Annotated in this window: 12 protein-coding genes and 4 tRNA genes; 14 read left to right on the forward strand and 2 right to left on the reverse strand. The window is 57.2% G+C overall.

The genetic code is table 11. The annotated features are described in order from the left end of the window. The first annotated feature begins 146 nt into the window (after window positions 1-146). The 3 genes from KW840_RS15605 to KW840_RS15615 all read left to right on the forward strand — a co-directional run bounded on the left by KW840_RS15605 (window position 147) and on the right by KW840_RS15615 (window position 1,408). Complete coding sequence (locus KW840_RS15605) at window positions 147-875, forward strand: peptidase C39 family protein (RefSeq protein ID WP_090456705.1); 729 nt, start codon at window positions 147-149, stop codon at window positions 873-875. 93 nt (window positions 876-968) lie between these two features. Further along, window positions 969-1,175, forward strand: a complete 207-nt coding sequence (locus KW840_RS15610) for a DUF6021 family protein (protein WP_218496148.1) — start codon at window positions 969-971, stop codon at window positions 1,173-1,175. Window positions 1,176-1,192: 17 nt separating this feature from the next. Then, complete coding sequence (locus tag KW840_RS15615) at window positions 1,193-1,408, forward strand: hypothetical protein (protein ID WP_057714090.1); 216 nt, start codon at window positions 1,193-1,195, stop codon at window positions 1,406-1,408. A gap of 58 nt (window positions 1,409-1,466) precedes the next feature. Here KW840_RS15615 and pbpG read toward each other — a convergent pair whose 3' ends face one another. Then, window positions 1,467-2,405: a D-alanyl-D-alanine endopeptidase gene (pbpG, locus tag KW840_RS15620; RefSeq protein ID WP_150812572.1), complete on the reverse strand. Its 939-nt coding sequence runs from the start codon at window positions 2,403-2,405 to the stop codon at window positions 1,467-1,469. Window positions 2,406-2,640: 235 nt separating this feature from the next. After that, complete coding sequence (gene folD, locus KW840_RS15625; RefSeq protein ID WP_046043051.1) at window positions 2,641-3,495, reverse strand: bifunctional methylenetetrahydrofolate dehydrogenase/methenyltetrahydrofolate cyclohydrolase FolD; 855 nt, start codon at window positions 3,493-3,495, stop codon at window positions 2,641-2,643. 274 nt (window positions 3,496-3,769) lie between these two features. On the opposite strand from folD, the gene KW840_RS15630 reads away from it, so the two are divergent. The 11 genes from KW840_RS15630 to KW840_RS15680 all read left to right on the forward strand — a co-directional run bounded on the left by KW840_RS15630 (window position 3,770) and on the right by KW840_RS15680 (window position 14,306). Beyond that, window positions 3,770-3,846 (forward strand) — tRNA-Arg (locus tag KW840_RS15630). Between the two features lie 32 nt (window positions 3,847-3,878). Beyond that, window positions 3,879-3,954 (forward strand) — tRNA-His (locus KW840_RS15635). Between the two features lie 56 nt (window positions 3,955-4,010). Further along, window positions 4,011-4,095 (forward strand) — tRNA-Leu (locus KW840_RS15640). A gap of 77 nt (window positions 4,096-4,172) precedes the next feature. Continuing rightward, window positions 4,173-4,248, forward strand: a tRNA-His gene (locus tag KW840_RS15645). Between the two features lie 385 nt (window positions 4,249-4,633). Further along, window positions 4,634-5,944, forward strand: coding sequence for a trigger factor (tig, locus tag KW840_RS15650; protein WP_057714092.1), 1,311 nt, complete (start codon window positions 4,634-4,636; stop codon window positions 5,942-5,944). 93 nt (window positions 5,945-6,037) lie between these two features. Further along, the gene (gene clpP / locus KW840_RS15655; RefSeq protein WP_057714093.1) at window positions 6,038-6,673 is read left to right on the forward strand and encodes an ATP-dependent Clp endopeptidase proteolytic subunit ClpP; all 636 of its coding nucleotides are present in this window, start codon (window positions 6,038-6,040) and stop codon (window positions 6,671-6,673) included. 112 nt (window positions 6,674-6,785) lie between these two features. Next, window positions 6,786-8,069, forward strand: a complete 1,284-nt coding sequence (clpX, locus tag KW840_RS15660; RefSeq protein WP_008048848.1) for an ATP-dependent Clp protease ATP-binding subunit ClpX — start codon at window positions 6,786-6,788, stop codon at window positions 8,067-8,069. 250 nt (window positions 8,070-8,319) lie between these two features. Beyond that, window positions 8,320-10,716, forward strand: coding sequence for an endopeptidase La (lon, locus tag KW840_RS15665; RefSeq protein ID WP_056722330.1), 2,397 nt, complete (start codon window positions 8,320-8,322; stop codon window positions 10,714-10,716). 149 nt (window positions 10,717-10,865) lie between these two features. Further along, window positions 10,866-11,138 carry an HU family DNA-binding protein gene (locus KW840_RS15670; protein WP_002552737.1) on the forward strand — a complete coding sequence of 91 codons (273 nt, stop codon included), beginning with the start codon at window positions 10,866-10,868 and terminating at the stop codon, window positions 11,136-11,138. A gap of 235 nt (window positions 11,139-11,373) precedes the next feature. Further along, window positions 11,374-13,245 (forward strand): SurA N-terminal domain-containing protein, encoded by a 1,872-nt coding sequence (locus KW840_RS15675; protein WP_057714094.1) that lies wholly within the window; start codon window positions 11,374-11,376, stop codon window positions 13,243-13,245. 203 nt (window positions 13,246-13,448) lie between these two features. Further along, window positions 13,449-14,306 (forward strand): DUF2242 domain-containing protein, encoded by an 858-nt coding sequence (locus tag KW840_RS15680; protein WP_218496150.1) that lies wholly within the window; start codon window positions 13,449-13,451, stop codon window positions 14,304-14,306. Window positions 14,307-14,410 lie beyond the last annotated feature (104 nt).

The raw sequence follows: 14,410 nt of genomic DNA on the forward strand, positions 1-14,410 counted from the left end.
ACGCTTCGCTGTCGTCTCTTCAAGGAACAGTCTAGCCGTTGCTGTATTTCAGGCTATTGACCGAAAGTCGGCAGTCACCAACCAGTTCGCTCTATCGAATGCAAACAACTGCCGGTTAAGGCTATACCGCTGTCGCGCGGCGTCCTATGATCAACGGCCTTGCCGGGAATATTGTTGCCTGGCGCCTGAACAAGAGAGTGATGATGGTGCGGGTATTTTCTCGAATGCTGTCGGCGGCGCTGATGGCGGGATGTGTGGTGGCGCTGGCGGGTTGCGCCGGGAGTGTTGCACCTGAGATCAAGCGTCTGCCGGAGCGGGTCGAACTCAGTGGCCGCTTCTACAAGGGCGTGGCCAATCAAAGCGGACCGCAGGTGCTGGCCAGCATGCTTTCCCAGCAGAACATCGTGATTACGCCAGGTTTGCTCGACAAACCGCTGCATTTGCCGGGCGCCGAAGCCCAGCTGCAACAGAACATGGTGAACCTCGCGCGTGAGTACGGGATGGTGGTCTATCCCCTTGACGCGACCTTGCCGGCCTTGTTGACCCAGGTCGCGGCCGGTTATCCGGTGATGGTGCGCTTCACCGAAGGCTCGGCGATGTGGGCCGAACCGCGTTATGCGATTCTCACCGGGTACAACCGTCAGAAGCAGACCGTGCTGCTGCGCGCTGGCATGAGTCAGCGGACGTTGATGAGCTTCGGTTCTTTTGAATCGGCGTTCAAGGATGCCGGCGGTTGGGCAGTGTTGATCCAGAATCCGACGCAGATTCCCGCCCAGGTCGATCAGCAACGCTGGCTCAAGGCAGCCAATGATCTGGCGCAGGCGGGCCAGGAGCCGGCGGCTGCAAAAGCTAAAAAAGCCCTGGCCGCACAGTAAGTCCGTTCGTCACCCTCCGGGCACCAGCGCCCGATGCCAGCCTCTAATCTGCAAAGGCCCGGATCTTTCCGGGCCTTGATACAGGAGGCGCCCATGGCTCATTCAACTACGCCCGTCGGTCCACACTCATCCGAGCATTCGTCTGGCAATGAGCTGGGTTTCGATCCCGATTCCCCGGACCTTGGCGATCCTCAGGTCGACCCGATTGGGCCCGCCAAGGCACCGAGGGATGTGAAACCGGGTGACAACCCCAAGGCTCCGGCCAAGCCCTACGATCCACTGGGTGATCTGAAGCCTTAGGTCCAATGGAGGTGTGTATGTCTACCGATTCCAGTTTCGACGACAAACGTCCGGAAACTGTCCCCACAACCCCCGAGCAAAGCACCGATCCGGTGATGGATCCCGACAGCCCGTTGAGGGATCCCCTGGCACGGCCAACGGTGGCGCCCACTGAAAAGCCGAAGGGTTGGAGAGATCCAAGTACCGGCGACGGTATCCCGGATGACGACCAGATGCCGCTGCCTAACGACTAACTTTGCGACGAAAAAAAGCCCCGGATGTCCGGGGCTTTTTCATGCGTTTGCAGCAAGGTTACTTCGATGCTTCTACCACGCCGCTCTGCCGCTGCTTGAGGTTCTTGTCTGCCTTGTACTGCAAGGCTACAGAAGGCACGTCCGCGCTCTTTCCGCTCTCTACCCAATTACGCATGCGCGTGGCATCGGCAAAGTGGGTGTACTTGCCGTAGGCATCAAGGATCACCAAGGCCACCGGGCGGTTAGCCATCCGGGTCACCAGCACCAGGCAGTGGCCGGCCTCGTTGGTGAAGCCGGTTTTTGTCAGCTGGATGTCCCAATCCGGCTTGCGGACCAAATGGTCGGTGTTGCGGAAACCCAGGCTGTAGTTCGGCTTGCGAAACGAAACGGTCTTTTCCTTGGTTGTACTCAGCTCGGTCAGCAGCGGGTACTTGTGCGCGGCGATCAACAGTTTGCTTAAATCGCGAGCGGTCGAAACGTTGCGCGGCGAGAGACCGGTCGGCTCGACGAAATGGGTATTGGTCATGCCCAAGGCCCGGGCCTTGGCGTTCATTGCAGCAATGAACGCGGCATAGCCACCCGGATAGTGGTGGGCCAGGCTTGCAGCGGCTCGGTTTTCAGATGACATCAGGGCGATCAGCAGCATTTCCCGGCGCGGCAGTTCGCTCTTGAGCTTGACCCGGGAGTACACACCTTTCATTTCCGGTGTGTCGCTGATGTTGATGTTGATGTATTCGTCCATGTTCTGCCGAGACTCGACCACGACCAGGCCGGTCATCAACTTGCTGACGGAAGCGATCGGCACCACCACGTCAGGATTGCTGGCGTAGATGACTTTGTTGGTCTGCATGTCCAGCAGCAAGGAGCTGCCGGAAGCGAGCTTGAGTGTCTTTGTATCTCGCGGTGCTGCGGTGGTTTCGCCAGCGCTGGCGAAGGGCGTGATGAAAGTCCCTGCAACTGCAAAAAATAGGCTCAGGATGGAAAGACGGATATTCACGCTGGCAGACTCATAAAGTGTTGATAAGCCGTTCTGTAACGGACTGTTTCCTGAAAAGCGCGTCATTCTGGAGTATGGCTGAATAACTGTCGATGGTTGTTCAAGTAACAGGTGAAAGTCCTGAGAAACATGAAAAAAAAGTCATTTTCCGGCGGGCGGTCGGTGTTTCTCGCGGGCAAAAAAAACCCCGCCAGGGCGGGGTTCCTTGTCACGCTGACAGCGTGCGCGTTGAAACTCAGCTGTGCAGGGTTTCGGCGGCGTACAGGGTGTTTTCCAGCAGGCAGGCACGGGTCATCGGGCCTACGCCGCCCGGTACCGGGGTGATCCAGCCGGCGCGGGGCAGGGCGGTTTCGTAGATCACGTCACCGACCAGCTTGCCGTCGTCCTGACGGTTGATGCCGACATCGATCACGATCGCGCCTTCCTTGATCCATTCGCCCTTGACCAGGCCCGGCTTGCCGGCGGCGACGACGACCAGATCCGCACGGCCGACATGGCCGGCCAGGTCCTTGGTAAAGCGGTGGGTGACCGTCACGGTGCAGCCGGCCAGCAGCAATTCCATCGCCATCGGGCGGCCAACGATATTGGACGCGCCGACGACCACGGCATCCATCCCGTAAAGGTCGACACCGGTGCTTTCCAGCAGGGTCATGATGCCTTTGGGGGTGCATGGGCGCAGCAGTGGAATGCGCTGGGCCAGGCGACCGACGTTATAAGGATGGAAACCGTCGACGTCTTTATCCGGACGAATGCGCTCCAGCAGCCTGGAGGCGTCCAGGTGTTCGGGAAGCGGAAGTTGAAGCAGGACGCCGTCGATTGCAGGGTCGTCGTTGAGGCGATCGATCAGCTCGGTCAGCGCTTCCTGAGTGGTTTCGGAAGGCAGGTCATAGGCTTGGGATAGAAAGCCGACCTCTTCACAGTCTTTACGCTTGTGCGAGACATAAACCTGAGAGGCAGGATCGCTGCCGACCAGGATCACCGCAAGGCCGGGCGTGCGCAGGCCTTGCTGGCGACGCTCGGTGACACGTTGGGCGATCTGCTGGCGCAGGCTGGCGGCGATCGATTTGCCGTCGATAAGTTGTGCAGTCATTGCGCGTGATTAACCATCGAGAGGGGAAAAAAAGAGAACGCATTCTCGCATGTCATGCGGTGAGGGCAAAGGCGCTTGGTCTGCAAATTCCCCTAACTCCTTTAATTAAATGAATTTTTTTTAAAAAGGATTTGACGACCTTCGGGGGGCTCTATACTATTCGTCGCACTTGTCGGGCACAGCCTAGCACTGGTTAGGAAGGTTGAGCAGGATTACGATTCTGCAAGACTGGAAAGCACTTAGTTTGTAGTCCTCCAAGGTTACAGCTAACAAGGCGCCCGTAGCTCAGCTGGATAGAGCATCCGCCTTCTAAGCGGATGGTCGCAGGTTCGAGTCCTGCCGGGTGCGCCATTAGGCAGCTTTGGCACAAGTAGCGCGATATGGTGGGCGTAGCTCAGTTGGTAGAGCACGGGATTGTGACTCCCGTTGTCGTGGGTTCGATCCCCATCGTCCACCCCATATTTCGAAAGGCGCCAGATTAACAGTCTGGCGCCTTTGCTTTAAAGGCTTCATCCGCGGATGTGGTGGAATTGGTAGACACACTGGATTTAGGTTCCAGCGCCGCGAGGCGTAAGAGTTCGAGTCTCTTCATCCGCACCAAATAAAGCTTCATTCAGGCACTTGGCCTGGCTGGAGCTTGATAAAGAAGTTGTTTGGCTTCTTTAACAGGCAATATGGTGGGCGTAGCTCAGTTGGTAGAGCACGGGATTGTGACTCCCGTTGTCGTGGGTTCGATCCCCATCGTCCACCCCATATTTCGAAAGGCGCCAGATTGAAAAGTCTGGCGCCTTTTTTGTTTCGGCGGCCGCAGGTTCCGGGTCGCAGGGGCGGGCGTTTCGTCGTATTTATGTTTCTCGATGATGCTGTCCTGCCCGCCGGCCTTGCTTGCGAGATCGGCTGTCAGGGAGATGATTGGCGACCTTCTCTATATAGGGAAAGGTTGGCGCAGAGCCCTGGCGTGATTGGTTGTATTTGCCATCGGGGCGAGGTGCATTCGTGCATTCGCACCTATAAATTGCCTGCTGCGTTTTTACCCGTTTTCAGTAGGGTGACTTCTTGAGTTTGACCCACTAGAATGCATGCCCTTGATTCTGGGGTCGGAAACGGCCGGCTAACGTCTGTGCAACGAGGAATATCCATGCAAGTTTCTGTTGAAAATACTACTGCTCTTGAGCGCCGCATGAGCGTCACCGTGCCGGCTGAGCGCATCGAGAGCCAGGTCAACAAGCGTCTGCAGCAGACCGCCCAAAAGGCCAAGATTGCTGGCTTCCGTCCAGGCAAAGTGCCAATGAGCGAAATCAAGCGCCGTTTCGGTGCTGACGCTCGCCAGGAAGCTGTAGGCGACGTGATCCAGTCTTCTTTCTACGAAGCTGTGGTTGAGCAGAAGCTGAACCCGGCTGGTCAGCCTTCGATCGAGCCAAAATCCCTGGAAGCGGGCAAGGACCTGGAATACGTAGCCGTATTCGAAGTGTTCCCTGAGTTCACCGTTGCCGGTTTCGAAGGTATCACCGTAGAGCGCCTGAGCGCTGACGTGTCTGATGCCGATCTGGACAAGATGCTGGACATCCTGCGCAAGCAAAACACCCGTTTCGAAGTGGCCGATCGCGCTGCTCAAAACGAAGACCAGCTGAACATCGATTTCGTCGGCAAGGTCGACGGTGAAGTGTTCGCTGGCGGTTCCGCCAAGGGTACCCAGCTGGTTCTGGGTTCCGGCCGCATGATCCCTGGTTTCGAAGATGGCCTGGTTGGCGCCAAAGCCGGTGAAGAACGCGTTCTGAACCTGACTTTCCCAGAGGACTATCAGAACCTGGACCTGGCTGGCAAAACCGCCGAGTTCACCGTGACCGTCAACACCGTTTCCGAGCCAAAGCTGCCAGAACTGACCGAAGAATTCTTCGCTCAATTCGGCATCAAGGAAACCGGTCTGGAAGGCTTCCGCGCCGAAGTTCGCAAGAACATGGAGCGTGAACTGCGTCAGGCGATCAAATCCAAGGTCAAGAATCAGGTAATGGACGGTCTGCTGGCCACCAACCCGATCGAAGTGCCAAAGGCTCTGCTGTCCAACGAAGTTGACCGTCTGCGCGTGCAGGCTGTTCAGCAGTTCGGCGGCAACATCAAGCCTGACCAACTGCCGGCCGAGCTGTTCGAAGAGCAAGCCAAGCGCCGCGTAGTACTGGGTCTGATCGTGGCTGAAGTGGTCAAGCAATTCGACCTCAAGCCTGACGAAACCCGCGTTCGCGAGATGATTCAGGAAATGGCTTCGGCCTACCAGGAGCCTGAGCAAGTTGTGTCCTGGTACTACAAGAACGACCAGCAACTGAACGAAGTTCGCTCGGTTGTGCTGGAAGAGCAAGTTGTGGATACTGTTCTGCAGAAAGCTAGCGTGACCGACAAATCGGTCTCTTACGAAGAAGCAGTCAAGCCGGTAGAAGCACCACAAGCCGACTGATCACTTTTGCGGTAAGAAGCAAACACCATAAGCCAGCCTTCGAGCTGGCTTATGCGTATTCAAGACATAACTATTTGGGAGTGACTGCAGAGCATGTTCCGTAATTCGTATATTCAGCAGAACTCTGATATCCAGGCCGCCGGCGGCCTGGTCCCGATGGTTGTCGAGCAGTCCGCTCGTGGCGAGCGCGCCTACGACATCTACTCGCGTCTCCTCAAGGAGCGGGTGATCTTTCTGGTGGGTCCCGTAGAGGACTACATGGCCAACCTGATCTGTGCGCAACTGCTGTTCCTTGAAGCGGAAAACCCGGACAAGGACATCCATCTCTATATCAACTCCCCGGGCGGTTCGGTGACGGCGGGCATGTCGATCTACGACACCATGCAGTTCATCAAACCCAACGTGTCGACCACCTGTATCGGTCAGGCGTGCAGCATGGGCGCGTTCCTGCTGACGGCCGGTGCACCTGGCAAGCGTTATTGCCTGCCGAACTCGCGAGTGATGATTCACCAGCCACTGGGCGGTTTCCAGGGCCAGGCGTCGGATATCGAAATCCATGCCAAGGAAATCCTCTTCATTCGCGAGCGTCTCAACACGCTGATGGCCCTGCATAGCGGGCGTACTCTTGAAGAAATCGAGCGCGATACCAACCGCGACAATTTCATGAGTGCAGAAGCCGCGCGTGAGTACGGGTTGATCGATGAAGTGATCAGCCAGCGCCCCGCTTAAAATAAGCAGCTCAAAATAAGGTTGGTCGGCGGGTCCGATCACCGGCGGGCTTGAAAAAGCCCGCAATAGCCTTCATCTTGTGTTGCAAGCCTATCGGATTTGGATCGAACGAATGACTGACACCCGCAACGGCGAGGACAACGGCAAGCTGCTCTATTGCTCCTTCTGTGGCAAAAGCCAGCATGAAGTACGCAAATTGATTGCCGGCCCCTCGGTCTTTATCTGCGACGAGTGCGTCGACCTGTGCAACGACATCATCCGCGAGGAGGTGCAGGAAGCACAGGCCGAAAGCAGCGCGCATAAATTGCCTTCGCCTAAAGAAATCAGCGGCATCCTTGATCAGTATGTGATTGGTCAGGAACGTGCGAAAAAGGTTCTGGCCGTAGCGGTGTACAACCACTACAAGCGCCTGAATCAGCGTGACAAAAAGAATGACGACGTCGAACTCGGCAAGAGCAACATCCTGCTGATCGGCCCGACAGGCTCGGGTAAGACCCTGCTTGCCGAAACACTGGCCCGCTTGCTGAACGTTCCGTTCACCATCGCCGACGCAACCACCCTCACCGAGGCGGGTTACGTGGGTGAAGATGTCGAGAACATCATTCAGAAGCTGCTGCAGAAATGCGATTACGACGTGGAAAAGGCCCAGATGGGCATTGTCTACATCGATGAAATCGACAAGATTTCGCGCAAGTCTGACAACCCGTCGATCACCCGGGACGTTTCCGGTGAAGGCGTGCAGCAGGCCCTGCTCAAGTTGATCGAAGGCACGGTCGCTTCCGTTCCGCCTCAAGGTGGTCGCAAGCATCCGCAGCAGGAATTCCTGCAGGTCGACACCCGTAACATCCTGTTCATCTGCGGTGGCGCGTTCTCTGGTCTTGAGAAGGTCATTCAAAACCGTTCCACCAAGGGTGGCATCGGTTTCAATGCAGAAGTGCGCAGCAAGGAAGAAGGCAAGAAAGTCGGTGAGTCCCTGCGTGAGGTCGAGCCTGACGATCTGGTCAAGTTCGGTCTGATCCCGGAATTCGTCGGTCGTCTGCCGGTACTTGCCACGCTGGACGAGCTCGACGAGGCTGCATTGATGCAGATCCTCACCGAGCCGAAAAATGCTCTGACCAAGCAGTATGCCAAGCTGTTCGAGATGGAAGGCGTGGATCTGGAATTCCGGACCGACGCTCTGAAATCGGTCGCCAAGCGTGCCCTGGAGCGTAAAACCGGTGCCCGTGGCCTGCGTTCGATTCTCGAAGGTGTATTGCTCGACACTATGTATGAAATCCCCTCGCAATCGGAGGTGAGCAAAGTAGTGATCGATGAAAGCGTGATAGAAGGCAAGTCCAAGCCACTGTATATCTATGAAAACAGTGAGCCGACCGCCAAGGCTGCGCCAGACGCATAAGCGTCACGCAGCTTGAATAAAGAAGGGGCCTTCGGGCCCCTTTGCTATTTCGGGATCTGGCCTGCAGGAGCCGGCTTGCCAGCGAAGGCGGTCTTTGAAGGCTTATCCGGCCCGTCGCAGCAGCTTCCGTATGCTGCAATCTTTCAAGTGGTTCTTTTATCCGCTTGTTTTTTTCCTGGGCAGCCCCCATCTTGGTTTCAAGCTTACTTCCATCTGTTTACGGCCTTATGGCCGCCGTAGAGGCGAAATCATGAAGACAACCATCGAATTGCCTCTCCTGCCATTGCGTGATGTCGTGGTTTATCCGCACATGGTTATCCCGCTGTTCGTGGGGCGCGAGAAATCCATCGAAGCCCTCGAGGCTGCGATGACGGGTGACAAGCAGATCCTTCTGCTGGCCCAGAGAAACCCGGCTGACGACGATCCCGGTGAAGATGCCCTGTATCGCGTTGGTACGATTGCCACCGTTCTGCAGCTGCTCAAGCTGCCTGACGGAACGGTCAAGGTTCTGGTCGAAGGCGAGCAGCGGGGCGCTGTCGAGCGCTTCAGCGAAGTGGACGGCCACTGCCGTGCCGAAGTCTCCCTGATCGACGAAGTTGAAGCACCAGAGCGCGAATCGGAAGTGTTCGTTCGCAGCTTGCTGTCCCAGTTCGAGCAATACGTGCAGTTGGGCAAGAAAGTCCCGGCTGAAGTCCTGTCGTCGCTCAACAGCATCGATGAGCCAGGCCGCCTGGTGGACACCATGGCCGCGCACATGGCGCTGAAGATCGAACAGAAGCAGGAAATCCTCGAAATCATCGATTTGTCGGCCCGGGTCGAGCACGTTCTGGCGTTGCTGGATGCCGAGATCGATCTGCTGCAAGTCGAAAAACGCATTCGCGGCCGCGTCAAGAAACAAATGGAGCGCAGTCAGCGCGAGTACTACCTGAATGAGCAGATGAAGGCCATTCAGAAAGAGCTCGGCGACAGTGACGAAGGCCACAACGAAGTCGAAGAGCTGAAAAAGCGTATCGATGCCGCCGGCCTGCCGAAAGACGCGCTGGCCAAGGCGACGGCCGAGCTGAACAAGCTCAAGCAGATGTCGCCGATGTCCGCGGAAGCGACCGTGGTGCGTTCGTACATCGACTGGCTGGTTCAAGTGCCGTGGAAGGCCCAGAGCAAGGTGCGCCTGGACCTGGCGCGCGCGGAAGACATTCTGGATGCCGACCACTATGGCCTCGAAGAGGTCAAGGAACGCATCCTCGAATACCTCGCCGTGCAAAAGCGCGTGAAGAAAATTCGTGGTCCGGTGCTATGCCTGGTCGGTCCTCCCGGGGTGGGTAAAACGTCCCTGGCGGAGTCGATTGCTCACGCCACCAACCGCAAATTCGTGCGCATGGCCCTCGGTGGCGTGCGTGACGAGGCGGAAATTCGTGGCCATCGCCGTACTTACATCGGTTCGATGCCAGGAAGATTGATTCAAAAGATGACAAAAGTGGGTGTCCGCAACCCGCTGTTCCTGCTCGATGAAATCGACAAGATGGGCAGCGACATGCGTGGCGATCCGGCATCGGCGTTGCTGGAGGTGCTCGATCCCGAGCAGAACCACAACTTCAACGATCACTATCTGGAAGTCGATTACGACCTGTCCGATGTGATGTTCCTGTGTACTTCGAACTCGATGAACATCCCGCCGGCGTTGCTGGACCGGATGGAAGTGATCCGTCTGCCGGGCTACACCGAAGACGAGAAGATCAACATCGCCGTCAAATACCTTTCGCCTAAGCAGATTACGGCCAACGGCCTGAAGAAAGGCGAGCTGGAGTTTGACGCAGAAGCGATCCGCGACATCATCCGCTACTACACCCGTGAAGCCGGTGTGCGTGGGCTGGAGCGCCAGATTGCCAAGGTCTGCCGCAAGGCCGTCAAGGAACATGCGCTGGAGAAACGCTTCTCGGTGAAGGTCACCGCAGACATGCTGGAGCACTTCCTGGGCGTGCGTAAATTCCGCTACGGCCTGGCCGAGCAGCAGGATCAGATTGGCCAAGTGACCGGGTTGGCGTGGACTCAGGTGGGCGGCGAACTGCTGACCATCGAAGCGGCCGTCGTACCGGGCAAGGGCCAGTTGATCAAGACCGGTTCCTTGGGTGACGTGATGGTCGAATCGATCACCGCGGCCTTGACCGTTGTCCGCAGCAGGGCGAAGAGCCTGGGGATCCCTCTGGACTTCCATGAGAAGCGCGACACACACATCCATATGCCGGAAGGGGCGACTCCAAAGGATGGCCCTAGCGCCGGTGTAGGCATGTGCACGGCCCTGGTATCGGCATTGACCGGCATTCCGGTACGCGCGGATGTCGCCATGACCGGCGAGATCACGTTGCGTGGCCAGGTCTTGGCCATTGGTGGCTTGAAAGAAAAACTGTTGGCTGCCCACCGTGGCGGAATCAAGACAGTGATCATTCCTGAAGAGAATGTGCGCGATCTCAAAGAGATTCCGGACAATATCAAGCAGGATCTACAGATTAAACCGGTTAAATGGATTGACGAGGTCCTGCAAATTGCGTTGCAATACGCGCCGGAGCCCTTGCCGGACGTGGCTCCGGAGATAGTCGCGAAGGATGAGAAACGCGACGCAGATTCTAAGGAAAGAATTAGCACGCATTAGTACGTATTTGCCTGGGGGGCTTTCTTGACAGCTTTTTAGAGCCCTTGTTATAAAGCGGCTCTTAAGTGTCTGTAGGCCATTCAGCACTCGTTTTTGCTTTCACCAAAAAAACTTAGAATCATACTCAAATAGATATAAGGGGACTTAGAGTGAACAAGTCGGAACTGATTGATGCTATCGCTGCATCCGCTGATATCCCGAAAGCTGCTGCTGGCCGTGCGCTGGACGCTGTAATCGAATCCGTCACTGGCGCTCTCAAGGCTGGCGACTCTGTTGTTCTGGTTGGTTTCGGTACCTTCTCCGTAACTGATCGTCCGGCTCGCATTGGTCGTAACCCACAGACCGGTAAGACGCTGGAAATCGCAGCAGCCAAAAAACCAGGTTTCAAAGCCGGTAAAGCACTGAAAGAAGCTGTCAACTAAGTTCGATTCAGGTTTTTACCCATCCGGGTCGGGGTCATGCCTGACTTGGCAGCGGAGCGGCAGTCCTGACTGCAGGTCGCCGGTTCAAGACACCGAGGGTCGCCAGTTCGAGCCCCTCGATCCGCTCCGCCAGTTACGAGAAGGCGCATCCTCGGATGCGCCTTTCTTCTATCCGGATTCTACCCACGCTCCACGGTTGCCTAATTTTTGAAGTTCAACCGTTTCTGGGGGACGCATGCTGCAGAATATCAGGGACAATTCACAAGGCTGGATTGCCAAGACTATTATCGGGGTCATCGTTGCACTGATGGCTCTGACCGGTTTCGACGCCATTTTTCAGGCCACGACGAACACGAATGAAGCGGCGAAGGTCAATGGCGAAGAAATCAGCCAGAACGAACTGAGCCAGGCGGTCGATATGCAACGCCGTCAGCTCATGCAACAGTTGGGCAAGGATTTCGATGCTTCCTTGCTCGATGAAAAAATGCTGCGCGAGTCGGCTCTCAAGGGCCTGATCGATCGCAAACTGCTGCTGCAAGGCGCAGAAGACTCGAAATTCGCCTTTTCCGAAGCGGCTCTGGATCAGGTCATCCTGCAAACGCCTGAGTTTCAGGTGGATGGCAAGTTCAGCTCCGAGCGTTTCGACCAGGTGATTCGCCAACTCGGCTATACCCGCATGCAATTCCGCCAGATGCTGGCTCAGGAAATGCTGATTGGTCAGCTGCGTGCCGGTCTCGCCGGTAGCGGTTTCGTGACCGATGCACAGGTACTGGCGTTTGCCCGTCTGGAAAAACAGACCCGCGATTTCGCCTCGCTGAACATCAAGGCCGACCCGGCAGCGGTGAAGCTGACCGACGATGAGGTCAAGGCCTACTACGACGAGCACGCCAAGGAATTCATGACGCCGGATCAGGTGGTCATCGATTACCTCGAGCTGAAGAAGGCTTCCTTCTTCGATCAGGTCAGCGTCAATGACGAAGACCTGCAGGCGGCCTATCAGAAAGAAATCGCGAACCTGTCCGAGCAACGCCAGGCGGCGCACATTCTGATTGAAGTGAATGACAAGACCACCGAGGCGCAAGCCAAGGCGAAGATCGAAGAGATTCAGGCTCGTCTGGCCAAGGGCGAGAAATTCGAGGCGCTGGCCAAGGAATTCTCCCAGGATCCGGGTTCGGCGAACAACGGCGGTGACCTGGGTTATGCCGGTCCTGGCGTCTACGACCCGGCGTTCGAGAAAGCCCTGTATTCGTTGGCCAAGGACCAGGTTTCCGCGCCGGTTCGCACCGATTTCGGGTTCCACCTGATCAAGCTGTTGGGCGTGGAAGCGCCTGAAGTTCCGACATTCGCCAGCCTGAAAGACAAGCTGACCCGCGAATTGAAGGCCCAGCAGGTCGAACAGCGTTTTGTCGAGGCGACCAAGCAACTGGAAGACGCTTCATTCGAAGCGTCGGACCTGGCGCAACCGGCACAGGACCTGAAACTGAACGTCCACACGTCCAAGCCGTTCGGCCGTGAAGGCGGTGAGGGTATTGCAGCCAACCGTGCCGTGATCACTGCCGCGTTCAGCCCGGAGGTCCTGGATGAGGGTGCGAACAGCACTGCCATCGAGCTCGATCCGGAAACCGTGGTCGTGTTGCGTGCCAAGGAGCACCTGAAGCCTTCGCAATTGCCGCTGGAAAGCGTCTCTGCTGCGATCCGTGTGCAATTGGCCAAGGAACACGCCAGCGCCGATGCCAAGACCAAGGCTGACGCCTTGATTGCGAGCCTGCGCGATGGCAAGACCCCGCTGGATCAGGCGGTCGACGGCCAGGCCTGGAAAGTCACGGAAGCGGCGACTCGTGCTCAGGAAGGGGTCGACCCTGCGGTGCTGCAAGCGCTGTTCCGCATGGCGAAGCCTGCGTCCAAGGACAAGCCGACCTTCACCAGCGTGACGCTGGCGGATGGCAGCCTGATGATCGTGCGCCTCAATGGCGTGAACGAAGCAGCGGCGCCGACCGAAGAAGAGAAAGCACAGTATCGTCGCTACCTCGCTTCCCGCATCGGCCAGCAAGACTTCGCGGCTTACCGCAAGCAGCTGGAAAGCCAGGCGGAGATCAAGCGTTACTGATGCCTGATCAGGTTTAGCGCTGCACAAAAGACCCCGGCCGGAAGGCTGGGGTCTTTTTGTTTGGCCGTACGTCACTTGCCGCGGTGACTTTTGCGCAAAACCGGGGTCAATCAGCCTGTAACCGTTTTAAGACATGATCGATGCTCCGCTAAGCATCGATCTGTTGCACAATATGCCCCGAACCGTTTTCTTCAGGATGTTCAATGTTTAAATCACTTCCCATGCGGGTTGTCGGACTGGCAGCCGTGCTTGCTACTGCGGCCGGTTGTTCATCGAACAAGACCGCCATCTATGAGCATGAGAATTTCGACGACTCCGGTACCTTTTCCCGAAACTATCCGGTCAGCGATACCCAGAGCTGTGAAGCCGCTCGTCGTGCCTTGCTCAGCCAGGGTTACATCATCACCAGCAACGATTCGAAGCTGGTCAGCGGTCACAAGAGCTTCCAGCAGACCGGCGAGAACCACATGGAGATCAGCTTCAGCGTGGTCTGTGCCGATGACGGCAGCGAAGGGCACCACGCGACCGTATTCGCCAACGCCCTGCAGGATCGTTATGCGCTGAAGAAGACCAACAACTCCGCCAGTCTCGGTGTGGGTGTGTTGGGCTCGGTGTCGATGCCGATCGGCTCCTCCGATGACTCGATGGTCAAGGTCGCCAGCGAAACCGTATCGTCTGCCAAGTTCTACGAGCGTTTCTTCGCACTGGTCGAACTGTTCCTGCCGCCGGAAGCGAAAAAGGCTGCGCACATCCCCGAAAAGCCGAAAACGGACCTGGGCGTGCCTGAAGCCCAGGCAGCGCCGGCACCACTGGCACCTGCCCCGGCAGCGGCTCCCGCTGTAGAGCCTGCTGCACCAGCGCCTGCACCTGCACCTGCATCCATTGAAGCGGCTCCAGCGGCCTCCGAGCCGGTTGCCCCGCCTCCTGAAGCGGCGCCGATCACGCCGACCGAGCGTGTAGAGCCTGCATCGTTCCAGGAAATCGTCACTCCACCGTCGAACCCGAGTGACTTGCCTGCGCCGAGCGAACCCATCCCGGCGATGCCTGCCTCAGGCCAGTGATGGATATGCCAGGGGATCGGGTCGGATGACCCGATCCCGTGGCCAGCCAAAAGATTGACCCTCGTCAACCAAGACCACTGTTCTGTGGCCTCCCGCGAAAAAAT

It is taken from the genome of Pseudomonas sp. PDM30 (assembly GCF_019218985.1).
Taxonomy (GTDB): domain Bacteria; phylum Pseudomonadota; class Gammaproteobacteria; order Pseudomonadales; family Pseudomonadaceae; genus Aquipseudomonas; species Aquipseudomonas jessenii.